Below are 23,501 nucleotides of genomic sequence, written 5' to 3'. Positions count from 1 at the left end.
CCGTGCCATAGTTCGCCCACTGGAGCCAGATCTAATCAATGCTCTGCCCCAGATGTGGATACCACTGAATGAATGTCTTACTGGTTTATCCCGAGTTTCCTAAAACATTCTGGAGCTACGAGAAAATACTGGAGCTGGTGAATCGGAAGGTTCTCCTCCCGCCCCTTGGATTGATCACTGTTGCGGCTATCCTGCCCCAGGATTGGACCTTCAAGCTGGCTGATGTCAACATCAGGCCAGTCACCGATCAAGAGTGGATGTGGGCCGATCTGGTGATCATGTCGGCGATGATCGTTCAGAAAGACGACATCATTCGCCAGATCAATCTGGCCAGGCATCACGGCAAGCCCGTGGCCGTAGGCGGTCCCTACCCATCCTCCACCCCCGAGGAGCTTGTTGCCGCCGGCGCCGACTACCTGATTCTCGATGAAGGCGAGATCACCCTGCCCCTGTTCGTGGCTGCCTGGGAGAAGGGCGAGAAGGGAGGTCGTTTCAGCTCCGAGGGCGTCAAGCCGGATGTGACCTCCACCCCCATCCCCCGCTACGACCTGCTTGAGCTTGGGGCCTACGACTCGATGAGCGTGCAGTTCTCGCGCGGCTGCCCGTTTCAGTGCGAATTCTGCGACATCATCGTGCTCTATGGGCGCAAACCCCGGACCAAGTCGCCGGAACAACTCGTCGGCGAGCTTGAGAGCCTCTACAGCCTCGGCTGGCGGGGTGGGGTGTTCATGGTGGATGACAACTTCATCGGCAACAAGCGCAATGTCAAGTTGATGCTCACGGCGCTGGAGCAATGGCAGCGAGAGCATGGTTATCCCTTCCGCTTCGATACCGAAGCCTCCCTCGATCTGGCGGATGATCAGGAACTCATCGATCAGATGCTGGCCTGCAACTTTGCCGCTGTCTTCATGGGCATCGAAACCCCCGACGCCGACAGCCTGGCGGCGACCATGAAGTTCCAGAACATGCGCTCGCCTCTGCTCGACTCGATCGATAAGGTCACCCGCTCCGGCCTGAGGGTGATCGCCGGATTCATCATCGGCTTCGATGGGGAGAAGGTCGGTGCCGGCCAGCGGATCGTTGCCTTCTCAGAAGCGGCGGGGATTCCCACCACCACCTTCGCCATGCTCCAGGCCCTGCCCCACACGGCTCTCTGGCACAGGCTTGAGAGGGAAGGGAGGCTGATCGACAAGGTTGGCAACATCAACCAGACCACCCTGATGAACTTCGTGCCGACCCGGCCGGTGGAAGACATTGCCCAGGAGTATGTCGAAGCGTTCTGCCAGCTCTATGAACCGCGCAAGTACCTCGATCGGGTGCATCGCTATTTCCTCAAACTTGGCCCAGCCAGGGTGAAGAGTGCCTTCAAGCTTCCTGATCCGGTGGTGATCCGGGCGCTGCTGATCGTCTGCTGGCGTCAGGGGATCAAGCGCTCCACCCGCTGGGCCTTCTGGCATCACCTGTTCGACATCCTTCGCTCCAACCCCAAGGTGATTGAGCAATACCTGGCCGTGTGTGCCCACAACGAGCACTTCATGGAGTACCGGGAGATCGTGCGCCGGCAGATCGAAAATCAACTGGCCGCCTATCGCCAGGGGCAGGCCAATCAGGTTGTCGGGGAAGCGCCGCTGAAGGCCGCGCTGACAGCCGCTGTCTGAGGTTGACCGGGAAGCTCACCAGCGAGGAGTTGGGCCCTCGGCTGAAGTGGACGGTTTTCTTCGGCAGATTTAGACTTTGTCTTAATCAATCCTTGGCGTGATGAGCAAGTCTTGATGTCGGATCAGACTTCACGGAGGAATCTGTTTTTTCGCGTGCTGTGTATTGCAGATTTTGTTGGATCCACAATTCGCAGGCTTTTGGCTTTCTAAGGCCTTGCATCCGTCGCTTCTGCAGGCAGGAGAATATACCCTACACAATTCTGGTGTAAGCAATGCATTTTTTGGCTACTGCCCTGGTGGTGCCTTGCGCCTGGTCGGCCGATCTTGGCTTTCTTTACCTCCAGCTTGGCCGCAATTTACTGTTTTTGCTTGTGAGATCCCTGTGAAATGCGTCAACGTATTCTTTGCTTCATTCTTGACTGGCGCTGTTGAGAATGCTTCCTAGTCGATTGAGGATTTGAGTATTTCGGCGAATGCTGAGATCCCCAGGAGCAGAACTACGTGCGGTCATTAATCTGGCGTACAAATCCTACCCCTTGCTCTGGTTTATTCTCTCTCGTTGAAATTTATTGTGTCCGCTTGAAAGATCTGCTTGCCAACCGTTTATTTCTCGAGCATGTGCAGAACGGCGCATCATTCCCCATATAAATAGACAGGAAGGGCGATCTTTTTTGAAATCCTTATTGTTGGCTAGTTCGATGCAGACAAACCCTCGCACGCTGTGCAACACGATCAGTACTTCCTCTTTCGCCGGGCCATTGAACGAATACCATTGTTGCAGCGCGCACATTCGCAGGATTGCTGACCGTTAATCCTGCGGGCGAAAGCATTTCCTGCCAATTTTGAGGTTGTGGGGTTCCATCAGGTTGAGCAGCGCCCGCCAAGGCACCACAACTTTTATCTCGTCCACTAATTTCTCGCGCTCACAGGATCTGCCGCATGGCCTGCTGCCTCGGAAAGGGTGTGCATTTTAGAGCTGCCTTGCCCGTAGTCGGTAGAGCAGTTGCCTTCCGCTCACAAACTCAGACCTGAGCTGCAGTCATGTGACATTTTCAGAATGGCCTGGTTTTTTTGTGTTTTCCTCGTCTAAAAAATATTTATTAAATCGTGGTCACATCATGTACTCCCCCATTGCAGGCACCTGGTGGAGAACCCTGGCCCTGGCTTCCCTGCTGACCAGCTTCTGTGCACCGATCGCTGTAGAGGCACGCGGAGGCGGTGGCGGCAGAGGCGGTGGGGGTCGGAGTTTCGGTGGGGGAGGAGGCAGAGGCGGCGGCGGCTTAGGTGGCGGTAGGGGTGGCGGCGGCGGCTTAGGTGGCGGTAGGGGTGGCGGCGGCGGCGCGGGTCTCGGCGGTGGCGCAGGAGCAGGTGGTGGCTTGGGCGGTGGTGCACGCCCCGGCGGGGGAGCAGGTGCAGGCGGCGGCGCGGGTCTCGGCGGTGGCGCAGGAGCAGGCGGTGGCTTGGGCGGTGGTGCACGCCCCGGCGGGGGAGCAGGTGCAGGCGGCGGCGCGGGTCTTGGCGGTGGCGCAGGAGCCGGCGGTGGTCTCGGCGGTGGAGCAGGGCTCGGTGGTGGCGCAGGTGCAGGCGGCGGCGCGGGTCTTGGCGGTGGCGCAGGAGCCGGCGGTGGTCTGGGCGGTGGAGCAGGGCTCGGTGGTGGCGCAGGTGCAGGCGGCGGCACGGGTCTTGGCGGTGGCGCAGGAGCCGGCGGTGGTCTGGGCGGTGGAGCAGGGCTCGGTGGTGGCGCAGGTGCAGGCGGCGGCGCGGGTCTTGGCGGTGGCGCCGGTGTAGGCGGTGGCGCTGGTCTCGGTGCGGGCGGCGTCAACCGTGGAGGACTGGGTGGCCCGGCCTCAGGCGCTGGGGTGCGCCCAGGCGCGGGCTACGGCGCTGCCGGTGTTGGATTCGCCCGCGCTCCAGGCGCCCGGGGCGCCTGGAATCCCGCCTGGGGGCGGACTGGCTACTGGGGTGCACGCAGCTGGAGCACTGGTTGGTATCGGGTGAATCCCGTGGGCTGGGGCTGGTGGAGACCCAGCTCAGCCGCCTGGGGCCTCACGGGCTTGGCGACAGCGGCCACCATCAATGCTCTGGTCAACCAATCTGTCGCTCAACAATCCACGGTGATCGCCGTGCCCCAGAGCTTCTACCAACTCGACTACAGTTCACTCCAGGCCACTGCGCCCTACGGCGCAAACTTCACCTACATCTCATCAGGGGAGCCCCTGGCCGCCCAGGTGGACTGCCAGCAAGGGTTGTTCTCAGACCAGCCGCCCCAATCAGCGAACGAGGCCCAGTTGCTGAATGCCGCCTGCCAGGTGGCCTACGGCAACGGCAGCTGAGTCCTAAGGCTTTTCTAGCGCTTCAGCCTCAGCCGGCCGAGGTTAATGAACCACGCCATCCGGCAAGATTAAGACCACCGCATCGGCGGCATCAAACCGCCAGTGCCGCGAAAAGCTGCTCGTCAGCTTTGGGAACCCAAAATCAGGGTGTTGAGAATGACGGCATGAAGGGTGATCGGTCAAATTTTGGTTTGAGAAGCTGCTGATGTTCTCTAACAGAAGAACCTGACCCTCCATCCAAGCCACTCTTCTGCAATAAACGTCGATCGGTTTGCGCCACGATGCCAGATAGAAGTGTAACAGTAGTCCAGTTTCCGAGGATGCCTGCGGACAGATTTTTATATTGTGCTAAAATTAGATGAGTTTCAAACTTGGGTAAATGAAAAAACGTGCACTCGCATTCCTTTCCGCAAGCCTTTCTTGTGCACTCGTTGTTGGTTTGCCGGCAAGCGCAAGTGAAACTCTTTCATTTTCCTATGGTCCGCTGATTCGCTCTTTAAAAATCAGCTCTCTCAAAACCTTTGCCGATGGTGGTGTCGTTCCAGATGACCTGGCATTTTTCCTGCAGTTCACCACACCGGAACAGCAGGAACGTCTGCGTACTGTCCTGGTGAAGCAAGCAAAATTGGATCCTCTGCTGGTCAGCAGATTCTTTTACTCTGGTATCGGTGAATCGGTTTTGAAGCGCCTCGGCAATGGCATCACACTCAGCAGTGGTGGTAATGGGATGTATGCCTTGCGCTCAGCGATGATTGGTGCAGCCTTCTCCAAGGAAGGACTGAGCTTGTTGAGCGTGTTCCAGCAACTTCCGACAGGCGTTCGGATCCAAGGAGAGAAGATCCAGGCTGGGGCGAAAGTAGGTAAAAAAATAATTGTGGCAACCGATACTCTCACCAAGCTGCTCCGTTCCCTCACGGCAAAGGAGGCGGCAACTGATTCAAACTTTAACTATGCCAATCTGCCTGATCCGCGCAAGCCGGGCCCCTTCAAGGTTGAAGAAGCGGTATGGAACCTGAATGACAAAACTCGTGATCGAAAGTTTTATGTAAATGTATATCGCCCTGTTGGTGATTCTCAGCAGAAGATTCATGTAGTCGTTTTCTCCCATGGGCTATTTTCTCGCCCAGAAGCCTATGCGGAGGGTCTTCGACAGCTAGCGTCCTATGGTTTTGTTGTTGCAGCACCTCAGCATCCAGGAAGCGATAGCATTCGGCTGAAGGAAACACTACGTGGCCTGCACAAAGACCTTTTTGATATTAATGACTTCATTAATCGTCCGAAAGATCTGAGCTTTGTTCTAGACGAATTGAATCGTCGCAATGCCTCAGACTATGGTGGTAGGCTGGATCTTGCTAGTGTGGGCGTATTTGGTCATTCCTTCGGTGGTTATACCGCTCTAGCCCTTTCTGGGGCCACAATTGATTTTGATTACCTCCAGAAGTCTTGCGATAAGGAGACTGGTGGCCTGGTTCCTTCTTTATTGCTTGAGTGCCGGGCACTTCTCTTGCCTCGTAAGGCCTACCAACTTCAGGATCCTAGAGCCGGTGCTGTTTTTGCAGCTAATCCAGTCAACCGTTCTATCTTCGGTCCGGTGGGGCTAAGCCGCATCGCTATTCCCGTCTTGCTTGCCTCAGGTAGTTATGATCCCGCCGCACCTGCAGCGCTTGAGCAGGCCTCCAGTTTCACCTGGCTTAAGTCCCCCCAGAAGTACTGGATGATGGCTGAGGGGCAGGCCCATGTGAACTTCTCGCAAATCGACCCAGGCATCAAGGAGGCCATTGAATCTGTGGGCACTCTCACCATTCCAAGTCAGAATTTGATTGGTAGCTATATCAGTGGCACCGCTGTTCCATTCTTCACGGCTTACGTTCAGAAATCAGACACTTTCAAGCCTCATCTACGCTCCGCCTACGCCGAGTATTTGAGCAAGGGCCAAACCTTTAAGCTTGACTTCATCACTGGCTCCTCAAGTCCTGAGTTGGTCACTGCAATTGATACTTTTAGGCGCGCCAACCCCTGAAGATCAAAAGCCTTTTGGCGATAACTCGTAGAATACCTCACTCTGGTGATGCAAAATTCTTTCGTTTTTGCATGGATTGGTCGCCAACGCAGCGGCCAGTCCTGTGCAATGACAGCGACGTCAGCTGGCCAATGGCCATTGCCAATTGCCAATCATGGGGTCACGGGCGTCTTCCGCTAGTGGGAGGTACAGCTCGTCGTTCCCCGTTGGGGGAACGACAGCCTGCCATTCAACAACGGCCAATTCAACGGTGGTCTCTACAACGGAGGTGGTTTCAACGGCCATGGCCTCAAATCCAGCTTTTGGCGGCGTTCTCAACCTGATTCAGTCGCTTGTTCCGCTGGTGCTCGTCAGCCCCATCGGCTCGCAACTGGGCAGATCGCTCAGCAAAGACCTTGGGTAGGATTGGATTCGTGCGCTTCTAGTGCCCGTGCGACGTCTCCTGCTCCTGCCCCTGCTCACGATCCCCTTGCTCGCACCTGCGGCCCTGGCCCAGGCCAGTTGCAAAGCCACCAAGGTCTTCAAGGGCGAAGCCCCTCGGCGATCGTGCAGCAGGCCTTCTCCGAGCGCTTCGATCGACCGATCAAAGCGGTGGCCTGCAACGACGACGGCACCTGCACCCAGACCTGGGGCAAGAACTGCCAGTCCTGACCCCGCCAGGACCTGCTGGTCCCCCCATGTTCAGGCGGCGGGAGCGGTGGGTGCCGTGATCAGGTTGATCGCCGAGAAGAACAGGGCCACGCCAAACAGGGTGCCGATCGCCCAGAGGCTGTCGCTCGGCCACTCGGCCACCAGCAGCCCGCCCAGGATCGCCGTCACCACCCCATCGACGATCACCAGTCCCCGCGCCTGACCGGCAATGGAGGCGGCGCCCGCCAGCTCCATCACCCCCTCGAACACCAGCAGCAGGCCCACCAGCAGGGTCAGGCTCACCTCGCTGTCGATTGGGTGGATCAGGATCCAGGCGCCTGTGGCCAGATAAAAGAGGCCCGAGAGGCCACGGAAGAGCTTGCCGTTCAGCTCCGCCTCGCCGGTGAGCCGCAGAAACTGGGCCACCCCGGCGGCGATCGCCACCCCGCCGATGGCGATCGTCAGCGCCGTCGCCGAGACGAACGGCAGCACGATCGAGAAGGCCGGTTGTAAGTAGGCAGCAGCCTAAGAGCCGCAACCGTGAAGCCTTTTGGTGACATTGCCCGCAGTGGCCTGCGACTGCCGACACACTGAGAGAACGCGCGACCAGGCGGGAGCGGTCCATGCTCGAGCTGCTACCGGCCCTCAACGACCACAACCTGCCGTGGCCCGACACGCTGCACCCGATCGTGGTGCATTTCGTGATCGCCTCGGCCCTGATGGTGGTCGTGTTTGATCTGATCGCCCTGGTGGCCAAGCGTCCGGCCCTGCTGGAGGTGAGTTTCTGGAACCTGCTGGTATCCACCGCCACCATCTTCGTGGCGATCATCATTGGCTCGATCGAAGCGGGCTTGGCCAACCCCTACGGCGCCTCGCGGGAACTGCTCAATCAGCACACCACCCTGGGCTGGGCCCTGGCGGGAGTGCTCTCGGTGCTCACGGCCTGGCGCTACGTGATCCGGCTGCGGGATCCCAAGCAACTCCCCGTGGCGTTCCTCGGGGCGGGCGCGTTGCTGAGCGCACTCGTGGTGGTGCAGGTGGTGCTGGGGGATCGACTGATCTGGGTCTACGGCCTGCACACGGTGCCGGTGGTGGATGCCCTGCGACGGGGGCTGGTCTGATGGGTCCTGAGCTGGCCTTCGGCCCCAACGGCCTGCCCTACGGCCTGCCGATTCACCCCAACCTGGTGCATCTGAGCATCGGCCTCTATGCCGTCGCCATCGGCTTCGACATCATCGGCGCCCTCTACCCCTTCGAGAAGCGGCTGTTCCGTTTCCTGGCCCTGCCGGTCACGCGCGCCGGCTTCCACGATGTGGGCTGGTACAACCTGCTGGCCAGCGTTCTGCTCAGCTTTTTCACCGTCGCCAGTGGCTTCTATGAGATGTTGCTGGCCGAACCGCTCGAAGGGGTGCTCAGCCCCTTCGGCCTCGGCAGCCAGGTGACGATGCTCTGGCATGGGGTGGGCGGCGTGGCCCTGCTTCTGCTGATCGCGCTGATGGCGCTCTGGCGCGGCTTCCAGCGCTTCGCCTGGCGCAAGGACATGGGCCGCCAGGTGCAATGGAGCTACCTGCTGGCCGGCCTGGGCATCGCGGTGCTCATGGGTTTGCATGGCACCCTCGGGGCCCAGCTGGCGGCGGAGTTCGGGGTGCACATCACCGCAGTCCAGTTGCTGGCCTCCGGTGCCGACCTGCGGGAGGCGCTGCCGTGATCCGTTGGCTGCTGCTTGGCCTCTGGCTGGTGGTACTGGTGCTCGCCAGCCTCTGGATGGGGGAGCAGTCCTACCGCTGGTTCCCTGTGCAGGCCTCCAATGCCGCGCCGCTGGTGGATGGGCTGTTCAGCCTCGAGACCGCGATCGGCAGCTTCGTGTTTCTCGGGGTGCTCTCGGTGCTGCTCTGGGTGCTGCTGTTCAACCGCGCCGAGAAGTACGACCAGGAGGACGGCCCGCCGATGGAGGGCAACACGCGGCTGGAGATCGTCTGGACGGTGATTCCGCTGGTGATCGTGATGGCGATCGCGGTGGTGAGCATCCGCGTGAACCGTGAGCTCGGGGTGCTGGGGCCGATGGAGCACGTGCACGGCTCTGGAGCTGCGGCTGGGGCTGGGGCTGCAGTTGGCCCTGGGGCGGTGATCGAGGCCAGCGACCGCAGCCCTGGGGCGCCTGAGGACACGGGTCCTTTGCGGATCGAGGTGATCGCCCGCCAGTGGTCCTGGGAGTTCCGCTACCCGCGGGCGCAGGTCTCCTCCACCGAGCTGCACCTGCCCCTGGATCAGCCCGTCACCTTCGTGCTCACCTCCCCGGACGTGCTGCATGGCTTCTACGTGCCCGCCTTCCGCCTCAAGCAGGACGTGGTGCCGGGCCGTGCGATCGATTTCTCGCTCACCCCCACCCGCAGCGGCCGCTACCGGCTGCGGGATTCCCAGTTCAGCGGTGCCTGGTTCGCCGCCAACCAGGCCGATGTGGTGGTGGAGCCCCCGAGGCCTTCGCCTCCTGGCTCGTGGCCGCCGCCCACCAGCCCCTGCAACCGGGCCTGAGCCTGGCCGTTGAGGAGGCCGAGCGGCTCACGCGTCAGCCGGCGGGGGGAATCCGCTGGGCCACGGTGCCCCCCGCGCCGCCGCCCCTGGTGAATGTTCCCGGCTCCGCTTCTCTCCCCCACGACGCCTGAGCGATGACCGTCCTCTCCCCCACCAGCCCCAGCCCATCTCCACCGAAGCCATCGCCGCCGTCGTGGTTGCGGTACTTCAGCTTCTGCACCGACGCCAAGGTGATCGGCATCCAATACGTGGTGCTCTCCTTTGCCTTCTTCCTGATCGGGGGCTTCCTGGCGATGGTGATGCGGGGCGAACTGCTCACCCCGGCGGCCGATCTGGTCGACCGCACGGTCTACAACGGCCTGTACACCATGCACGGCACGATCATGTTGTTCCTGTTCACCTTTCCGGTGCTGAACGGGCTCAACAACCTGCTGATCCCTGTGATGATTGGCGCCCCGGACATGGCCTTCCCGCGCCTGAATGCGGTGGCGTTCTGGATGTTTCCCGTCTTCGGGCTGGTGCTGATCGCCAGCTTCTTCGTCCCCGGCGGACCGGCTTCGGCGGGCTGGTGGTCCTACCCGCCGGTGAGCGTACAGAACCCCCTGGGCCACCTGATCAACGGTGAATCCCTCTGGATCCTGGCCGTGGCCCTCTCCGGTATCTCTTCCATCCTGGGCGCCCTCAATTTCGTGACCACGATCCTGCGCATGCGCGCCCCTGGGATGGGCCTGTTCCGGATGCCGATCTTCTGCTGGACGGCCCTGGCGGCCCAGACGATCCAACTGATCGGCCTGCCGGCGCTCACCGGCGGCGCCGTGATGCTGCTGCTCGATCTCACCGTGGGCACCACGTTCTACGACCCGACCGGCGGTGGTGATCCGGTGCTCTATCAGCACTTCTTCTGGTTCTATTCGCATCCGGCGGTGTATGTGATCATCCTGCCGGTGTTCGGCATCTTCTCGGAGCTGTTTCCCGTCTATGCCCGCAAGCCGCTGTTCGGCTATCCCTTTGTGGCGATCGCCTCGTTCGTGATCGTGGGCCTGGGCTTAGTGGTGTGGGTGCACCACATGTTCCCCAGTGGCGTGAGCCAGTGGATGCGCGATCTGTTCATGGTCACCACGATGCTGATCGCCGTACCCACCGGCGTGAAGGTGTTCGCCTGGTTGGCCACGCTCTGGGGCGGCAAGCTGCAGCTCACCACACCGATGTTGTTCTGCCTGGGGGGCTGGTCAACTTCGTGTTTGCCGGCATCACCGGCATCATGCTGGCCACGGTGCCGATCGACATCCACGTCAACAACACCTACTTCGTGGTGGGCCATTTCCACTACGTGATCTACGGCGCCGCCGTGATGGGCATCTTCGCGGCGATCTACCACTGGTTTCCCAAGTTCACCGGCCGCATGCCCTACGAGGGCCTCGGCAAGCTCCACTGCCTGCTCACGTTTGTGGGCGCCAACCTCAACTTCCTGCCCATGCACCCCCTGGGGTTGATGGGCATGCCACGGCGGGTGTCCTCCTACGACCCGGAGTTCGCCTTCTGGAACGTGCTCGCCAGCCTCGGCGCTTTCCTGCTGGGGGTCTCGATCATTCCCTTCCTGATCAACATGGTCAGCTCGGTGGTGCGCGGCGAGCGCGCCGGCGCCAACCCCTGGCGGGCGATCGGTCTGGAGTGGCTGCTGCCCTCGCCGCCGCCATTGGAGAACTTCGAGGATGATGTGCCCACGGTGATCAGTGCGCCCTACGGCTACGGCACCGGCAGGCCCCTGGTGGAGCACCAGGAGGAGATTGAGCAGGCCCTGGCGCTGCTGGCGGTGAGGGCATGAGTTCCACTCCCGCTCCAGCTGAGGCCTCCGCCTCCCTCGAAGCTGCCCCATCCCATGGCGGCCATGCCGCCCATGGCAATCACACACTCACGGGGTTCATCATTTTTCTGTGCTCAGAGAGTGTCATCTTTCTGGCCTTCTTCAGCGGCTACGCCGTCTTGAAGCTCTCGGCCAGTGACTGGCTGCCGCCGGGGGTGGAGGGGCTCGAGTGGCGCACCCCCTGATCAACTCGGTGGTCCTGGTGTCGAGTTCGGGCACGATCGTTCTGGCGGAGTGGTTCAAGCACCGCGGTTCCCTCTGGGGCTTCCGCGCCTTCTGGCTGCTGACCATGGCCATGGGGGCCTACTTCCTTTACGGCCAGGCGCTGGAATGGCAATCCCTGAGCTTCGGCTTCACCTCCGGCACCTTCGGCGGCACCTTCTACCTGCTCACGGGCTTCCATGGCCTGCACGTGGCCACGGGGGTGCTGCTGATGGCCCTGATGCTGGTGAGGTCGTTTCTTCCCGGCAACTACGACGGCGGTGAGCAGGGAGTGGTGGCCGCCTCCTTGTTCTGGCACTTCGTCGATGTGATCTGGATCGCGCTGTTTCTGCTCCTCTACGTCTGGCGCTGAAGGAGTGATGCCGTGATCATCGACGACCACACCTATGACCTGATCCTGATCGGCACCGGCGCCGGCGGCGGCACCCTGGCGGGAGCCCTGGCTGAGAGCGGCAAGAGCGTGCTGGTGCTGGAACGGGGCGGCGCCATGGCCCTGACCGATCAGAACCTGGCGGATGTCGATCTGATCCGCAACACCCGCTATCACCCCGGCGAGCAGTGGTTCGGCACCGATGGCGATCCCTTTCCGCCCCAGATGATCTACGCCCTCGGGGGCAACACCAAGATCTGGGGTGGGGTGCTCGAGCGCTTCCGCGAGCGGGACTTCGCCCCCCAGCGCCATCTCGATGGTTCCTGTGCGGGCTGGGAGCTCAGCTACGCCGATCTAGCCCCCACTACGACCGCGCCGAACGGCTCTATCGGGTGCACGGGCGCCAGGGCGTCGACCCCACCGAGCCGCCGCGCACGGGGAGTATCTGCATCCACCCCGGCCGCTTGAACCGATCCTCGAGAGCCTGCGCACCGACCTGGCCCGCCTCGGTGTCACCGCCTATGACCCTCCGATCAGCTGGTCGATGTCGCAGCTTGATCCCAGCGGCGACGCCGAGCGCTTCGGGGTGGATGGGGCCGTGGCCTCCCAACGGGTGACCCTGCGCACGGGGGCCCGGGTGACGCGGCTGCACGTCAACCCCAGTGGCCGCGAGGTCAAGGGGGTGCAGGCGGAGATCGACGGCCAGAACTGGCTGTTCAACGGCCATGTGGTGGTCCTGGCGGCCGGTGCGATCAACACCGCTGCTCTGCTGCTGCGCTCCCACAACGACCAGCATCCCGATGGGCTGGCCAACGGTTCGGGCCAGGTGGGCCGCAACCTGATGAAGCCCCAGCTCTCCTCGATCCTGCAGTTGGCGGCCCAGCCCGATTCCGGCCGCTACGGCTGTGGTCTGGCCATCAACGACTACTACTGGGGCGACAAGAACGTGTGCGTGCCGTTGGGGCAGATCCGCAACGGTGGCGGTGTGCTCCAGGATCCGCTGTTCGCCGAATCGCCGCCCCTGCTTTCCTTGGTCACGCGGCTTTTGCCCAAGGCCGTGCTGGAGCAGCTGGCGGTGCGCACGGTGAGCTGGTGGGCCAGCAGCGGCGTCAGGCCCGATCCCGCCAACCGGGTGAGCCTGCGGGGCGAGGGCGTGCAGATCACCTACACCGCCAACAACCGCGAGGCCCACGACCGTCTCGTCTACCGCTGGCTGTCCACGATCAAGGCCCTGGAAGCGGACCCCGCCACCACGGTGGTGCGGGCCTTTCCGCTTCATCCCCGCGGCGAGTCGCCGCTGGCGGTGCTGGGCTTCGCCTGCGGCACCGCCCGCATGGGCAGCGATCCCACCGCCTCCGTGGTGGATCTCCACGGCAGGAGCCATCAGCTGGTGAACCTCTACATGGCCGATGCCAGCGTGTTCCCGAGCTGCCCCAGCGTCGGGCCCGGGCTCACGGTGATCGCCCTGGCCCTGCGGCTGGCGGAGCACCTCAAACGGGTGCTCTGAGCTCCCTGGAGCGGCCTCACCTGTAGAGCCGCAGGGCGGCCAGCAGCCGAAGCAGCCGGTGGGGCACTGTGCGCTCCTCATCGCGGGCGGGGATCAGCACCGAGAGCCAGGGGCTGCCCTGAACCGGCCTGCCAGCGCACCACCAGGGAGATCCCCATCGGATCGAGTCAACACCTGCAACCTAAGGAGGTCGGCGACGCTTCAGCTCTTTTGCTGGATCAGCCAGAGCTCCTCGCCCTCCACCCATAGCAGCAGCAGGCTTGTTCCGTAACTGATCGAGAGGCCGTGGGGTTGCCTCAGACCCTGACGGCGCACGGCGGCCAGACTCAGGCTGCGCACCTCCACCCCTTCGGGCAGTTCCTCCAGGGCCGCTGGGCGCCCGGTCAGGGGACGTGCCTGTTTCCAGAGCAGCAGGAAGGGTTTTTCGCCGCCAGCGGTCAGCTTGAGCTGGCGCCGGGCGATCGCTTCGGCGGCTTTGTCGGGGACCGGGGAGTCGACCGCGCTGTCCGAACGGGCGGCGAGGGCAGCGGCGAGCTTGAAGGCGACAAGCGGATCGCTGGGAAGTCCCTCCAGGGAAGCCCGCTCCGCCGTCACCAGCTCTCCCAGGCGCAGGGGGCGGCGCCGTGGGCGCTGGGGATCCGCTGGCTGATTTGGGGGAAGCGACTCGGGCGCCGCCCTTGGCGGCTTTGCCGCCGGGGGTCCCCGGCCTGGCCCAGGAAGGCCAGGTCGGGGGGCGGTGGCGGCAGGGTGCTGTCCAGGGGCAAGGGCACCAGGCTCAGGTTCGGAGCTTGGCCCTGGCTCGTGAGCTGGCCCGACACCTGGCTGGCACGGCGGCTGAAGCGCAACAGTTCCGGGGTGTCGTCGCCGCTGGTGAGCAGCGCCGGCGTGGGGCGCCTGGACTCGACCAGGGTGGCCCCCGCAAGCCCCAGGGCATGGAGCGCCACGGCGACGCCCACGGGCAGGGCCAGGGCACGCCAGGGCCCGGGCCAACGGGCCATTAACGCCGGTGAGGGCTTGGCCGCCATGAGCCGAGCGGCCCAAGACCGCGGGACGAAGCGCTCAAGGTTGGGCCGGGGATCGGGGAAGTTGAACTTCGAAAGGAAGGACACCGAGTTCGAGCATGGGAAGAACGGACTGCACCACCCCCCAGGGGGTGGCGGGGTCAGGGATCAGCCGGATCCGGGCTTTGGGGCTGATCCGACCAGCCTCCCGCAACACCTGGGGCAGCTGCTGGGGGGTGATCGGGCGGTTCCAGAGCCGCAGGCCGCCGTCAGCGGCCAGGTGCAGCGCCACCACCCCCTGTGGGCGGGCCGCAGGGCGAGGAGCTGGGGCACCACCAGGAGCCCCGCCGCCAGCAGGACCAGGGCCGTGGAGAGGGCCCCGTAGGCAAGGCCATCGAGGCTCCCGGTAGCGCCGGTGGCGCTGTTGACCGTGGGGTTGAAGGGGCTCATCGCGGGTTCTGGGCGAGCTCCAGCAGCACCGGCTGGCGGCTTTGCCGGCGCAGCCAGGCCAGGGAGCGGCTCACCTCGCCGGTGGCCAGGGCCGAGGAGGCCAGGAAGCGCACCGTTCCCCCGGTGGAGCGGTGTTCAGGTTGGCGACCAGGGCCCCAGCCTCGATCGGAGATCCATTGAGAAACCAGCGGCCGCCCCCGGAGCGCACCACCACCCAGGGAGCGCGGGTCTCCTTGGCTGGAGGCAGGTTCACCCTGGGCTCGTTCGCCCGCAGCAGCTCCGGCACGGTCGCCACAGCCGTCAGCAACACCAGGGTGAGGCCGGTGAGGGCGAACAGCGGCGGGCTCACGGCTGAGCCTCCAGGGCGAGGCGCAAGCCGGCGGTTTCGAGCTGCTGCCGCTGCCGCAGGCGCAGGCCCCGGTTGGTGCGCAGCACCACGGTGGCGATCAAGGCCACCACCAGCCCCAGCAGAGTGCTCACCAGCACCTGGGAGTAGCTGGTCAGGCTGGCGCCGCCGCTGGGCAGCACCAGCTGGGGGCCCAGCTCCGCCAGGGCCCGGATCAGCCCGGCAACGGTGCCGATCAGGCCCAGCAGGGGGCCGATCACAGCGGCGGCTTCCAGCACGGCTTCGCCGCTGGCGCCCTGGCGTTCCAGTTGGCGCAGCAGCAGCTCCTGACGCAGCCGTGACTGGCCAGGGTCCGAGCTGCCCTGGAGCGCCTCCGCCAGCAGCCGTTCGGCCCGGGCCGGGCCGAGGCCCTGAACCTTCCAGTAACGGGCCCGATCGATCCCGATGGCCACGACCACGATCGACAGCAGCAGCAGTGGCAGCACCGCCGCTCCACCGTGCTGCAGTGCGCTGAGGCCCATCGCTGGCGACTCCTTGCGGGACCGGAATCGCTGAAATGTACGGCTCCGCAACGCCTGCAGGTGGTGTCTGCCTGACTTGACAGCCGGTCTTGGCCCGAGCCGGAGGGCTCCCTTAGGGTGCGCTCACCTACCACGACCATTTGATGGGCGCCGTCTTCGCTGACAACAGCCTGAGCATCGGCCACACCCCCTGGTGCAGCTCAACCGCGTCGTCGGCGACGCCCAGGCGCGGGTGCTGGCCAAGATTGAAGGCCGCAACCCCGCCTATTCGGTCAAGTGCCGCATCGGGGCGGCGATGATCTGGCAGGCCGAAAAGGATGGGCTGCTCGGCCCCGGCAAGGAACTGATCGAGCCCACCAGCGGCAACACCGGCATCGCCCTGGCCTTCGTCGCCGCCTCCCGCGGCATCCGGCTCACCTTGACGATGCCGGAGACGATGAGCCTCGAACGGCGCAAGTTGCTCACCGCCTACGGGGCCCACCTGGAGCTCACCGAAGGCCGCCTGGGCATGAGCGGTGCGGTCTCCCGAGCCCAGGCCATCGCCGCCTCCGACCCCGATCGCTACGTGCTGCTGCAGCAGTTCGCCAATCCCGCCAATCCCCAGGTGCACCACGACACCACCGGCCCGGAGATCTGGGAGCAGACCGATGGCGATGTCGACGTGTTCGTGTCCGGGGTGGGCACCGGCGGCACCATCACCGGCGTCAGCCGCTACATCAAGCACACCCTGGGCAAGCCCCTGGTGTCCGTGGCCGTTGAGCCGATCAACAGCCCGGTGATCAGCCAGACCAAGGCGGGTGAGCCGATCAAGCCCGGTCCCCACAAGATCCAGGGCATCGGCGCCGGTTTCGTGCCGGACAACCTCGATCTCGATCTGGTGGACCGGATCGAGCAGGTGAGCGACGAGGAAGCCGTCGCCATGGCTCGGCGTCTCGCCCGTGAGGAGGGCATCCTGGCGGGCATCTCCTGCGGGGCAGCCACGGTCGTTGCGGTGCGCCTGGCCCAGGAACCCGCCTACGCCGGCAAGACGATCGTGGTGGTCCTTCCTGATTCCGGCGAGCGCTACCTCAGCTCGGTGCTGTTTGAAGGGGTCTTCAACGAGAAGGGCCTGGCGGCCGTCTGAAAGCCCGTGGTGCTGCCCTTCTCCGATCCCGCCCCCGCCGGCGGGGAGCCTGGCGAGGCCCCGGCTCCCGAACGCTTGATTCTCTCGATTCCCCTGGCGGAGGAGGGTCCCCTGGTGCCCGTCGCGGCGACTCCGGACGTTTTCCCCGAGCCCCCTCGGCGGGGCCGGCCCCTGCCCCTGGGGCGGGGCTGCCCTACCCGGTGGTGCGGGAGCTCCTGCGTCAGATCAGCTCGCTCCAGCTGAGCTCCCTGCGGGATCTCCTGCCGGTCCTGCAGGTGCTGGCACTGGCGGTGGTGGCGGTGCTCCTGTTGCGCATCACCGGGGCCACCCTTTCAGCCATCGATGAGGTTCCCCTGGTGGGGGGCTGTTGGAGCTGGTGGGGGTGGTGAGCGTGCTGGGGTTCCTGGCCCGCCTTGCCCTGCGTCAGCGCAACCGCGCCGAACTGCTGGTGCGCATCCGCAAGTTGCGCAAGCAACTGCTCGGTTGAGCCGCGGCTCCCTCCAGTCGCCCGGGGCCAGTCGCCTGGGGCCAGTCGCCCGGGCTCAGGCCGTGGTCAGGCCGGCTGGTCTGGCCAGCTTCTTGCCCAGGGCCGCGTGAAAGCCTGGGTCCTGCCAGCAGCGGGGCAGGGGCTCATCCGAGAGGAAGCGCAGCTCGGATTTGGCGAAGCCCTGGGGATCCTGCAGTTCCTCCCCGCATGCAGGCGGCCCTGCAGCACAAGGATGAACGGATCCCAGAGCTGGGCGGGCTCCAACAGCTCCACCAGGCTGCCGTCCTGGCTCAGTTTGAGAAACATGGCTTGGGCCTCCAACGCTCTGCTCTGGTTTTACGGACGCCGCAGGGGGGCGAAGGGATTCGAAACCAACCGTTTTATGTCGCGATTGTGACAGCGCTTCCAGTGACACTGTTGCCCCGGTCAGGGGCTGTAAACCTCGATACAAGGAGAACAGAACCGTTCTGGACCTTTCCATGCGTACCTCTCTTCAGGCTTTGCTTCTGCTCGGTGCCGGTGGCGCCCTGATCGGCGGCACCCTCGCCGCCCAGCCCGCCAGCGCCCAGGAATGGGGCACCACTCCCGCGTCCTATTCGAACGTCACCGGCTGGTACGCCACCATTGGCCTCGGTGCCAGCTGGCCCCAGGACCTGAGCTGGGATGCCCGCAATTTCCCCCTGAGTGGCAACATCGAGCAGGGTGGTGGCTTCTCCGGTGAGGCCGGCATCGGCTACGACTTCGGCGCCATCCGCACCGAGCTCACCTATGGCTACAGCCGCAGCAGCGTCAATCGGATCAGCGTGGATGGCTTCGGCAGTGCCGACAGCTCGGGCATCGTCAACAAGAACGACGTGCTTGCCAGCGCCTACTGGGACATCACCACCAACAGCCGTTGGACCCCCTACATCGGCGGCGGCATCGGCTACACCAACCTCAGCACCCCCAGCATCAACACCCCGCTGGGCCGCACCAGCAGTGACAACCAAGGCCTGTTCGGCTATCAGGCCAAGGTGGGCGTCACCTACGCCGCCAGCCGCAACACCGATGTGTTCCTGGAAGGCGTGTATCAGGGCGCCACGAGCTTCGACGGCTCCGACGTCAACTACGGCTCCACCAACAACTGGGGCGCCAAGCTCGGTGCCCGCTTCCGTTTCGGTGGTGCTCCAGCAGCCCCCGTGGCCGTTCAGCCCGAGCCGGCTCCCGCCCCCTACGTGGCTCCCACCCCCCAGCCCGAGCCCTACGTCGCTCCCGCACCCCAGCCCATCCGCGGCCTCTGGTGAATCCAGCCCCAGGCCCACAGGGGCCAGAGGCAAGTTCAGGAGCGGTGCCTGGCACCGCTCCCTTTTTCATGGGCGCTCAGCTCAGCAGGGCTCAGTGGCAGCCCCTGGCCTGTGAACGCTTCAGAGATAGAAGCCCACCGTGGTCACCACCCGGGTGCCCTGGCGGCGCAGGGCGCTGCGCAGGGAAATCGTGGACTGGTTGTGCAGCAGGTTCTCCCAGCGGTGGCGGGTGACGAACACCGGCAGCACCACCGTGCAGAACTTGTCGCGGTCCTTGCGGTGGTCGATTTCGAACTGATGCACGAAATCCAGCACCGGAGCCTGCAGCGACCGGAAGGGCGACTCCAGCACCACGAGCGGCACCTGGGGCAGCTGGCGCTGCCATTGATCGCGGAAGGCGTCGGCCTTGCCCAGCCCCAGGTCCACATGAACGGCCACCAATTCTCCGGCGATGCTGCGGGCGTAGCGAATCGCCTCGAAGCTGCCCCGGTGCAACTGGCCCACCAGCACCACCACCGGAGCCCCGCCGGTGGCCGGCGGATCGGGCAGGTGCAGCTGCACGTCGCCCGCCATCCGTAAACGCTTGGCCACCTGGAGGTAGTGGGCCTTGATGGTCAGAAACAGCCCCACCACCAGGGGCACGGCCACCACCACCAGCCAGGCCCCCTGGGTGAACTTGCTGAACAGCAGCACCGCCGACACCACCGCCGTGACCAGGCTGCCGAAGCCGTTGACCAGGGCCTTGCCCAGCCAGCCCTTGCCTTTCTCCTTCCACCAGTGCACCACCATGCCGGCCTGGGAGAGGGTGAAGCTGGTGAACACCCCCACGGCATACAGGGGGATCAGGCGGCTGACGCTGCCGCCGAAGATCACCACCAGCGCGCCCGCCAGGGCGCTGAGCATCAAGATGCCGTTGCTGAACACCAGCCGGTCCCCCAGCGAGGCCAACTGGCGGGGCATGTAGCCGTCCTGGGCCAGGAAGGCCGAGAGGCGGGGAAAATCGGCGTAGGCGGTGTTGGCCGCCAACAGCAGAATCAGCAGGGTGGCGAGCTGCAGCACGAACAGCAGCGGGCCGTTTCCGAACACCGCCTGGCCGATCTGATAGAGCAACGTTGGTCCGTTCTCCCGGTAGACGACTCCTAATTGGTGCGCCAGGGCACTGATGCCGGTGAACATGCTCGCCAGCAGCAGCACCATCACCGTCAGCACGCGCCGGGCATTGCGCCATTCCACCGGCCTGAACGCCATGACGCTGTCGCTGATCGCCTCGATCCCGGTCAGGGCGGCGCAGCCGGAACTGAAGGCCCGCATCAGCAGCAAGCTGCCCATGGCCAGCGTTTCCTTGCCATGGGCCTGGGCCAGCTTCAGGCTCTGCTCGGCCTCCGGAAGGGCGGCGAGTTCACCCTGGCCCACCTTCACCAGCCCGCCCACGATCAGAACGAAGATCGTGACCATGAACAGGTAGGTGGGCAGGCTCATGAGCTTGGCGCTGGAGCGCAGGCCACGCAGGTTGGCCACCATCAGCAGCACGACCGCGAGCAGGCACAGCGGCACCCGCTCGGCTTCCAGCACGGGGAAATAGGAGGTGAGGGCGGAGATGCCCGCCGCCACACTCACCGCCACGGTGAGCACGTAGTCGATCGAGAGCGAGGCTCCGGCCACCAGACCGGGCAGGGGGCCCAGGTTCTCGTGGGAGACGCGGTAGGAGCCACCCCCTTGGGGGTAGGCCTTGATGGTCTGGCGGTAGCTCATCGCCACCACCACCATCAGCAGCACGATCAGCCCGGTGATCGGCAGGGTGAAGCCCAGGGCAGCGGCGCCGGCCGCGCCCAGCACCAGCACGATCTCCTGGGTGGCGTAGGCCACCGAGGAGAGGGCATCGGAGCTGAGGATCGCGAGCGCTTCGGCGTTGTTGAGCCGTTCCTCGCCATGGGCACTGGTGGGCAGCGGATCCCCCACCAGCGAGCGCTTCAGGCTCTCGAACAGCGACTGCGGCATGCAGATGCGGAGAGCCCGCTGGAGACAAGAAGAGCAACGCTACCTCTGCCGTCGGTTCCCGTTCTTGGCGCCATGCTGAGCCAGCCGGGATGGGGTGGCTGAGCGTGCTGGAGCCCACCAATCTGTTGCTGCTGGCCTGCGCCGTCCTCTACGGCCTGATCGGAGAGCCCACCGATGCTGTGGTGCTGCTGGCGTTCGTGGCCTTCATCTCCCTGCTCGATGGGGTCCAGCAGCAGCGCAGCCGCAAGGCCCTGGCCGCCCTGGCGGCCCTCTCGGCCCCCAGGCGCGGGTGCGTCGCAACGGAGACGAGCTGCGGATTCCCGTGGAGCAGGTGCAGGTGGGCGATTGGCTGCTCCTGGACGAGGGGGATCGGGTGGCGGCCGATGGGGCGGTGGTGGAGAGCCTTGGTTTGAGTCTCGATGAATCCCTGCTGACCGGGGAGTCGTTGCCGGTGCCGCGGCTGGAGCCTGGTGCGCCGGTGCGCGCCGGCACCCTTGTGGCCGGTGGGCGCGGGGTGGTTCGGGTCGAGGCGGTGGGTGGAGCCACGGCCCTGGGGCGCCTTGGCTCCAGCCTGGCCACCTTGAAGGCGCCCCCCACCCGGCTGCAGCGCCAGACCCGGCGCCTGACCCAGCGGCTCACGGTGATGGCCCTGGCCCTCTGCGCCCTGCTGACGGCGTTGAACGGGGCCAGCAGCGGCGACTGGCCCCAGGCGCTGCTGGCGGGCCTGGCCCTGGCGCTGGCGGTCTTGCCCAATGAAATTCCCGTGGTGCTGTCGCTGTTCCTGGCCCTGGGGGCCCTGCGTCTGGCCCGCGGCGGCGTGCTGGCCCGCTGGCCGGCGGCGGTGGAGAGCCTCGGCAGCGCCACGGTGCTGGCGGTCGACAAGACCGGCACCCTCACCGAGAACCGCATGGCCGTGAACGCGCTGATCACCTGGCCCGAGCTGGCGCGATGGCCCGAGCTGATTGGCGGGTCGACGGCACAGGAGCAGCTCGGCGAACCCTTCCATCCGTTGCTGGAGCTGGCGGTGCTTGCCAGTCGGCCGAACCCGGTGGATGCCATGGAGCAGGCGATCGTTCGTCTGGCCCAGGGCCAATTGCAGGGCACCGAGCACCTTCACGGGGACTGGCCCCTGGAGCGGGAGTACCCCCTCAGCCCCGATCTTCTGGTCTTCTCGCGCCTCTGGCGCGATCCCGCCAGCGGCTGGCAGTTGGCGGCCAAGGGGGCGCCCGAGGCGGTGAGTGAGCTGTGCCATCTGGCAGGGCCTGTGGCTGAGGCGTTCCTGCGGGAGGCCGATCGGCTCGCCGCCGGGGGTCTGCGGGTGCTGGCGGTGGCCCGCGGCTTGCAGGGGCTCCCGCAACACCTGCATCCCGATGGCCTCAAGGCGGGGGATCTGCCCCCGGAGCTTCTCCACGACTACCTGTTCGAGCCGCTGGGGCTGATCGGCCTGGCCGATCCCCTGCGCGCCGATGTGCCCGCCGCCGTGGCCCGGGCCCAGGCGGCCGGGGTGCGGGTGGTGATGATCACCGGCGACGGGCCCACCACGGCCCGGGCGATCGCCGAGCAGGCAGGCCTGGGGGCCGGCGCGGTGCTCTGCGGTGATCAGCTGGACCAGCTCGCCCCCTCTGAACTGGCGGCGGCGGCGAAGGAGGTGAACGTGTTCGCCCGGGTGCGGCCTGAGCAGAAGCTGGCCCTGGTGCAGGCGCTGCAGGCCGCCGGCGAGGTGGTGGCCATGGGCGGCGACGGGGTCAATGACGGCCCCGCCCTGCGGGCCGCCGACATCGGTGTGGCCATGGGCCGGCGCGGCACCGCCGTGGCGCGGGAGGCCTCCGATCTGGTGCTGCTCAACGATGCCTTCGCCGACCTGGTGGAGGCCCTGGCCATGGGACGGCGGGTCTACGCCAACCTGGGCCGCGCCTTGGCCTACACCCTGGCGGTGCACCTGCCCATCGCCGCCCTGGGGCTGATTCCGTTGCTGGTGCCGGGCCAGCCCCTGCTGCTGTTGCCGGTGCACATCGCCCTGCTGCATCTGGTGATCGAGCCGGCCTGCACCGGGGCCTTCGAGGCCCAGCCAGGGGATCCTGCGCAGATGCGCCGGCCGCCCCGCTCCCTGCAGGCCCCCTGTTCGGAGCGGCGGCCTGGCGCCTGGCCCTGATCCAGGGCGGTCTGTTGCTGGTGGTGGTGCTGGCCCTGGCCCTGGGCTGGCCCCTGGGGGAGACCTGCTGGAGCGCCGCAGCCTGGTGATCTCGGTGCTGCTGCTCTCCAGTGGCGGCCTGGTGTGGATCAACCGGGTACGCCTTCCCGCGTCCACGGGCCCCTCGCCCGATGGCGCTGAGGGCGGGGACCGCCTGGTCACAGCGGCGGTGGCGGGCTCCGGCCTGCTTCTCTGGGCGCTGGTCCTGGGCTGGGCGCCCCTGCGCCAGCTGCTGGTGCTGGCCCCCTTCAACTGGGGCCTGATGGCCACGGGATCGGCGGTGGCCGCCCTCAGCCTGGCCCTGATCTCCACCGCCTCGGCTGCCACCAGAGCCAGGCCTCATGGTTGATCAGCAGGCCGATCACCACCATCACTCCCATGAGCACGATCTGATCGGCGCGGGCATCGGGGATCAGGATGTCCGCCAACATGTGCCCGAGGTTGGTGAGCGTGTAGAGCACGCTCAGGCCGAAGTGCAAGGCCCGCCAGCGCCGCCACCGCTTTTGGCCCGGGGGCTGCTGGCGCCGTAGGCGATCAGCACCAGCGCCGCCAGGGGCACCAGCATGTAGGCCAGCATCGCCGCGAACAGCGCCGGCAGGTTGGCGCTGGCCACATGGCTTTCGATCTCCACGGACTGGCCGTGGAACAGGGGCATCAAGCCCAGATCGGTGTGGAACAGCATGGCCAGGAACCAGCTGATCCAGAGGCTGCGCAGCCGCAGCGCATGGTCGATGGCGGGAGGGGCGCCTGGCGATTCCACGGGCGAGAGGGCTCAGGCCGGATGCAGGACAGGCGTCAGCTGGCGGCGCAGTTTGCCGAGGGCGTGGCGTTCGATCCGCTGCACCTGATCTTTGGTGTGGCCGCTGAGCTGGGCCACCTTGGCGAACGACTGCTGCTGATCCTGGCCGTAACGAAGCTTCCAGCACGTTGACTTCACGGTCGTCCAGCTGCCGCAGGTGATCAAG

General features: G+C 65.3%; 23 protein-coding genes and 4 pseudogenes. 18 read left to right on the top strand and 9 right to left on the bottom strand.

Annotated elements, in window-relative coordinates:
* The first annotated feature begins 68 nt into the window (after positions 1-68).
* The 5 genes from AAF143_RS14335 (at position 69) to AAF143_RS14315 (ending at position 6,662) form a co-directional block, all read left to right on the top strand.
* Positions 69-1,658 (top strand): B12-binding domain-containing radical SAM protein, encoded by a 1,590-nt coding sequence (locus AAF143_RS14335; protein ID WP_255006547.1) that lies wholly within the window; start codon positions 69-71, stop codon positions 1,656-1,658.
* A 1,314-nt stretch (positions 1,659-2,972) separates the two neighbouring features.
* A complete protein-coding gene (locus AAF143_RS14330) occupies positions 2,973-3,446 on the top strand; it encodes a hypothetical protein (RefSeq protein WP_414027245.1) in 474 nt (157 codons plus the stop codon).
* A 71-nt stretch (positions 3,447-3,517) separates the two neighbouring features.
* Positions 3,518-3,991, top strand: a complete 474-nt coding sequence (locus tag AAF143_RS14325; protein ID WP_255006541.1) for a hypothetical protein — start codon at positions 3,518-3,520, stop codon at positions 3,989-3,991.
* Between the two features lie 379 nt (positions 3,992-4,370).
* Complete coding sequence (locus AAF143_RS14320) at positions 4,371-6,011, top strand: alpha/beta hydrolase (RefSeq protein WP_255006539.1); 1,641 nt, start codon at positions 4,371-4,373, stop codon at positions 6,009-6,011.
* Positions 6,012-6,512: 501 nt separating this feature from the next.
* The gene (locus AAF143_RS14315; RefSeq protein WP_414027244.1) at positions 6,513-6,662 is read left to right on the top strand and encodes a hypothetical protein; all 150 of its coding nucleotides are present in this window, start codon (positions 6,513-6,515) and stop codon (positions 6,660-6,662) included.
* 30 nt (positions 6,663-6,692) lie between these two features.
* Here AAF143_RS14315 and AAF143_RS14310 read toward each other — a convergent pair whose 3' ends face one another.
* Positions 6,693-7,133, bottom strand: a complete 441-nt coding sequence (locus AAF143_RS14310) for an HdeD family acid-resistance protein (protein ID WP_315859596.1) — start codon at positions 7,131-7,133, stop codon at positions 6,693-6,695.
* A gap of 131 nt (positions 7,134-7,264) precedes the next feature.
* On the opposite strand from AAF143_RS14310, the gene AAF143_RS14305 reads away from it, so the two are divergent.
* From AAF143_RS14305 to AAF143_RS14275, 7 genes and pseudogenes are all read left to right on the top strand, one after another.
* On the top strand, positions 7,265-7,762 hold the full coding sequence (locus AAF143_RS14305; protein WP_255006535.1) for a DUF2231 domain-containing protein: 498 nt from the start codon (positions 7,265-7,267) through the stop codon (positions 7,760-7,762).
* The gene (locus AAF143_RS14300; protein WP_255006533.1) at positions 7,762-8,349 is read left to right on the top strand and encodes a DUF2231 domain-containing protein; all 588 of its coding nucleotides are present in this window, start codon (positions 7,762-7,764) and stop codon (positions 8,347-8,349) included. The genes AAF143_RS14305 and AAF143_RS14300 overlap by 1 nt, the downstream gene beginning before the upstream one ends.
* On the top strand, positions 8,346-9,173 hold the full coding sequence (locus AAF143_RS14295; RefSeq protein WP_414027243.1) for a cytochrome c oxidase subunit II: 828 nt from the start codon (positions 8,346-8,348) through the stop codon (positions 9,171-9,173). The genes AAF143_RS14300 and AAF143_RS14295 overlap by 4 nt, the downstream gene beginning before the upstream one ends.
* Positions 9,137-9,304 carry a hypothetical protein gene (locus tag AAF143_RS14290; RefSeq protein WP_414027242.1) on the top strand — a complete coding sequence of 56 codons (168 nt, stop codon included), beginning with the start codon at positions 9,137-9,139 and terminating at the stop codon, positions 9,302-9,304. Before AAF143_RS14295 ends, AAF143_RS14290 begins: the two co-directional genes overlap by 37 nt.
* 3 nt (positions 9,305-9,307) lie before the next feature.
* A pseudogene (locus AAF143_RS14285) lies at positions 9,308-10,998 on the top strand (cytochrome c oxidase subunit I).
* Positions 10,995-11,611, top strand: a pseudogene (locus AAF143_RS14280) (cytochrome c oxidase subunit 3). The pseudogenes AAF143_RS14285 and AAF143_RS14280 overlap by 4 nt, the downstream one beginning before the upstream one ends.
* A 12-nt stretch (positions 11,612-11,623) precedes the next feature.
* A pseudogene (locus tag AAF143_RS14275) lies at positions 11,624-13,136 on the top strand (GMC oxidoreductase).
* A 201-nt stretch (positions 13,137-13,337) separates the two neighbouring features.
* Here AAF143_RS14275 and AAF143_RS14270 read toward each other — a convergent pair.
* The 5 genes from AAF143_RS14270 to AAF143_RS14250 form a co-directional block, all read right to left on the bottom strand.
* Positions 13,338-13,730, bottom strand: a complete 393-nt coding sequence (locus AAF143_RS14270) for a hypothetical protein (protein ID WP_414027241.1) — start codon at positions 13,728-13,730, stop codon at positions 13,338-13,340.
* The gene (locus tag AAF143_RS14265; RefSeq protein WP_414027240.1) at positions 13,727-14,245 is read right to left on the bottom strand and encodes a hypothetical protein; all 519 of its coding nucleotides are present in this window, start codon (positions 14,243-14,245) and stop codon (positions 13,727-13,729) included. The genes AAF143_RS14270 and AAF143_RS14265 overlap by 4 nt, the downstream gene beginning before the upstream one ends.
* 60 nt (positions 14,246-14,305) lie before the next feature.
* Positions 14,306-14,587, bottom strand: coding sequence for a hypothetical protein (locus AAF143_RS14260; RefSeq protein WP_414027239.1), 282 nt, complete (start codon positions 14,585-14,587; stop codon positions 14,306-14,308).
* Positions 14,588-14,657: 70 nt separating this feature from the next.
* Entirely contained in the window at positions 14,658-14,936 is a 279-nt protein-coding gene (locus tag AAF143_RS14255) for a hypothetical protein (RefSeq protein WP_414027238.1), read from the bottom strand.
* Positions 14,933-15,454: a MotA/TolQ/ExbB proton channel family protein gene (locus tag AAF143_RS14250; RefSeq protein ID WP_255006508.1), complete on the bottom strand. Its 522-nt coding sequence runs from the start codon at positions 15,452-15,454 to the stop codon at positions 14,933-14,935. Before AAF143_RS14250 ends, AAF143_RS14255 begins: the two co-directional genes overlap by 4 nt.
* A gap of 143 nt (positions 15,455-15,597) precedes the next feature.
* On the opposite strand from AAF143_RS14250, the pseudogene cysK reads away from it, so the two are divergent.
* From cysK to AAF143_RS14235, 3 genes and pseudogenes are all read left to right on the top strand, one after another.
* Positions 15,598-16,577: pseudogene (gene cysK, locus AAF143_RS14245) on the top strand (cysteine synthase A).
* 203 nt (positions 16,578-16,780) lie between these two features.
* The gene (locus AAF143_RS14240) at positions 16,781-16,966 is read left to right on the top strand and encodes a hypothetical protein (protein WP_414027237.1); all 186 of its coding nucleotides are present in this window, start codon (positions 16,781-16,783) and stop codon (positions 16,964-16,966) included.
* A gap of 577 nt (positions 16,967-17,543) precedes the next feature.
* Positions 17,544-18,347, top strand: coding sequence for an outer membrane protein (locus tag AAF143_RS14235; RefSeq protein WP_255006500.1), 804 nt, complete (start codon positions 17,544-17,546; stop codon positions 18,345-18,347).
* Between the two features lie 120 nt (positions 18,348-18,467).
* On the opposite strand, the gene AAF143_RS14230 is transcribed toward AAF143_RS14235, so the two are convergent.
* The gene (locus AAF143_RS14230) at positions 18,468-20,345 is read right to left on the bottom strand and encodes an APC family permease (RefSeq protein ID WP_255006498.1); all 1,878 of its coding nucleotides are present in this window, start codon (positions 20,343-20,345) and stop codon (positions 18,468-18,470) included.
* Between the two features lie 89 nt (positions 20,346-20,434).
* On the opposite strand from AAF143_RS14230, the gene AAF143_RS14225 reads away from it, so the two are divergent.
* The 3 genes from AAF143_RS14225 to AAF143_RS14215 all read left to right on the top strand — a co-directional run bounded on the left by AAF143_RS14225 (position 20,435) and on the right by AAF143_RS14215 (position 22,885).
* Entirely contained in the window at positions 20,435-20,758 is a 324-nt protein-coding gene (locus AAF143_RS14225) for a hypothetical protein (protein ID WP_414027236.1), read from the top strand.
* Positions 20,668-22,497 carry a cation-translocating P-type ATPase gene (locus AAF143_RS14220; protein ID WP_414027235.1) on the top strand — a complete coding sequence of 610 codons (1,830 nt, stop codon included), beginning with the start codon at positions 20,668-20,670 and terminating at the stop codon, positions 22,495-22,497. The genes AAF143_RS14225 and AAF143_RS14220 overlap by 91 nt, the downstream gene beginning before the upstream one ends.
* Positions 22,498-22,582: 85 nt before the next feature.
* A complete protein-coding gene (locus AAF143_RS14215) occupies positions 22,583-22,885 on the top strand; it encodes a hypothetical protein (RefSeq protein WP_414027234.1) in 303 nt (100 codons plus the stop codon).
* Between the two features lie 114 nt (positions 22,886-22,999).
* On the opposite strand, the gene AAF143_RS14210 is transcribed toward AAF143_RS14215, so the two are convergent.
* Both AAF143_RS14210 and AAF143_RS14205 read right to left on the bottom strand, forming a co-directional pair.
* Positions 23,000-23,296 carry a hypothetical protein gene (locus AAF143_RS14210; RefSeq protein WP_414027543.1) on the bottom strand — a complete coding sequence of 99 codons (297 nt, stop codon included), beginning with the start codon at positions 23,294-23,296 and terminating at the stop codon, positions 23,000-23,002.
* A gap of 12 nt (positions 23,297-23,308) precedes the next feature.
* On the bottom strand, positions 23,309-23,500 hold the full coding sequence (locus AAF143_RS14205; protein ID WP_414027542.1) for a hypothetical protein: 192 nt from the start codon (positions 23,498-23,500) through the stop codon (positions 23,309-23,311).
* Between the last annotated feature and the right edge of the window lies 1 nt (position 23,501).

This window comes from Cyanobium sp. ATX-6F1 (genome assembly GCF_047395825.1).
GTDB lineage: Bacteria > Cyanobacteriota > Cyanobacteriia > PCC-6307 > Cyanobiaceae > ATX-6F1.
This window is presented reverse-complemented; position numbering and strand designations above follow the sequence as displayed.

Bases quoted from the DNA above. Each gene is read 5' to 3' on its own strand.
- AAF143_RS14335 (WP_255006547.1), top strand. From the start codon at position 69: ATGAATGTCTTACTGGTTTATCCCGAGTTTCCTAAAACATTCTGGAGC.
- AAF143_RS14320 (WP_255006539.1), top strand. From the start codon at position 4,371: ATGAAAAAACGTGCACTCGCATTCCTTTCCGCAAGCCTTTCTTGTGCA.
- AAF143_RS14305 (WP_255006535.1), top strand. From the start codon at position 7,265: ATGCTCGAGCTGCTACCGGCCCTCAACGACCACAACCTGCCGTGGCCC.
- AAF143_RS14300 (WP_255006533.1), top strand. From the start codon at position 7,762: ATGGGTCCTGAGCTGGCCTTCGGCCCCAACGGCCTGCCCTACGGCCTG.
- AAF143_RS14260 (WP_414027239.1), bottom strand. From the start codon at position 14,587: ATGAGCCCCTTCAACCCCACGGTCAACAGCGCCACCGGCGCTACCGGG.
- AAF143_RS14250 (WP_255006508.1), bottom strand. From the start codon at position 15,454: ATGGGCCTCAGCGCACTGCAGCACGGTGGAGCGGCGGTGCTGCCACTG.
- AAF143_RS14235 (WP_255006500.1), top strand. From the start codon at position 17,544: ATGCGTACCTCTCTTCAGGCTTTGCTTCTGCTCGGTGCCGGTGGCGCC.
- AAF143_RS14230 (WP_255006498.1), bottom strand. From the start codon at position 20,345: ATGCCGCAGTCGCTGTTCGAGAGCCTGAAGCGCTCGCTGGTGGGGGAT.
- AAF143_RS14225 (WP_414027236.1), top strand. From the start codon at position 20,435: ATGGGGTGGCTGAGCGTGCTGGAGCCCACCAATCTGTTGCTGCTGGCC.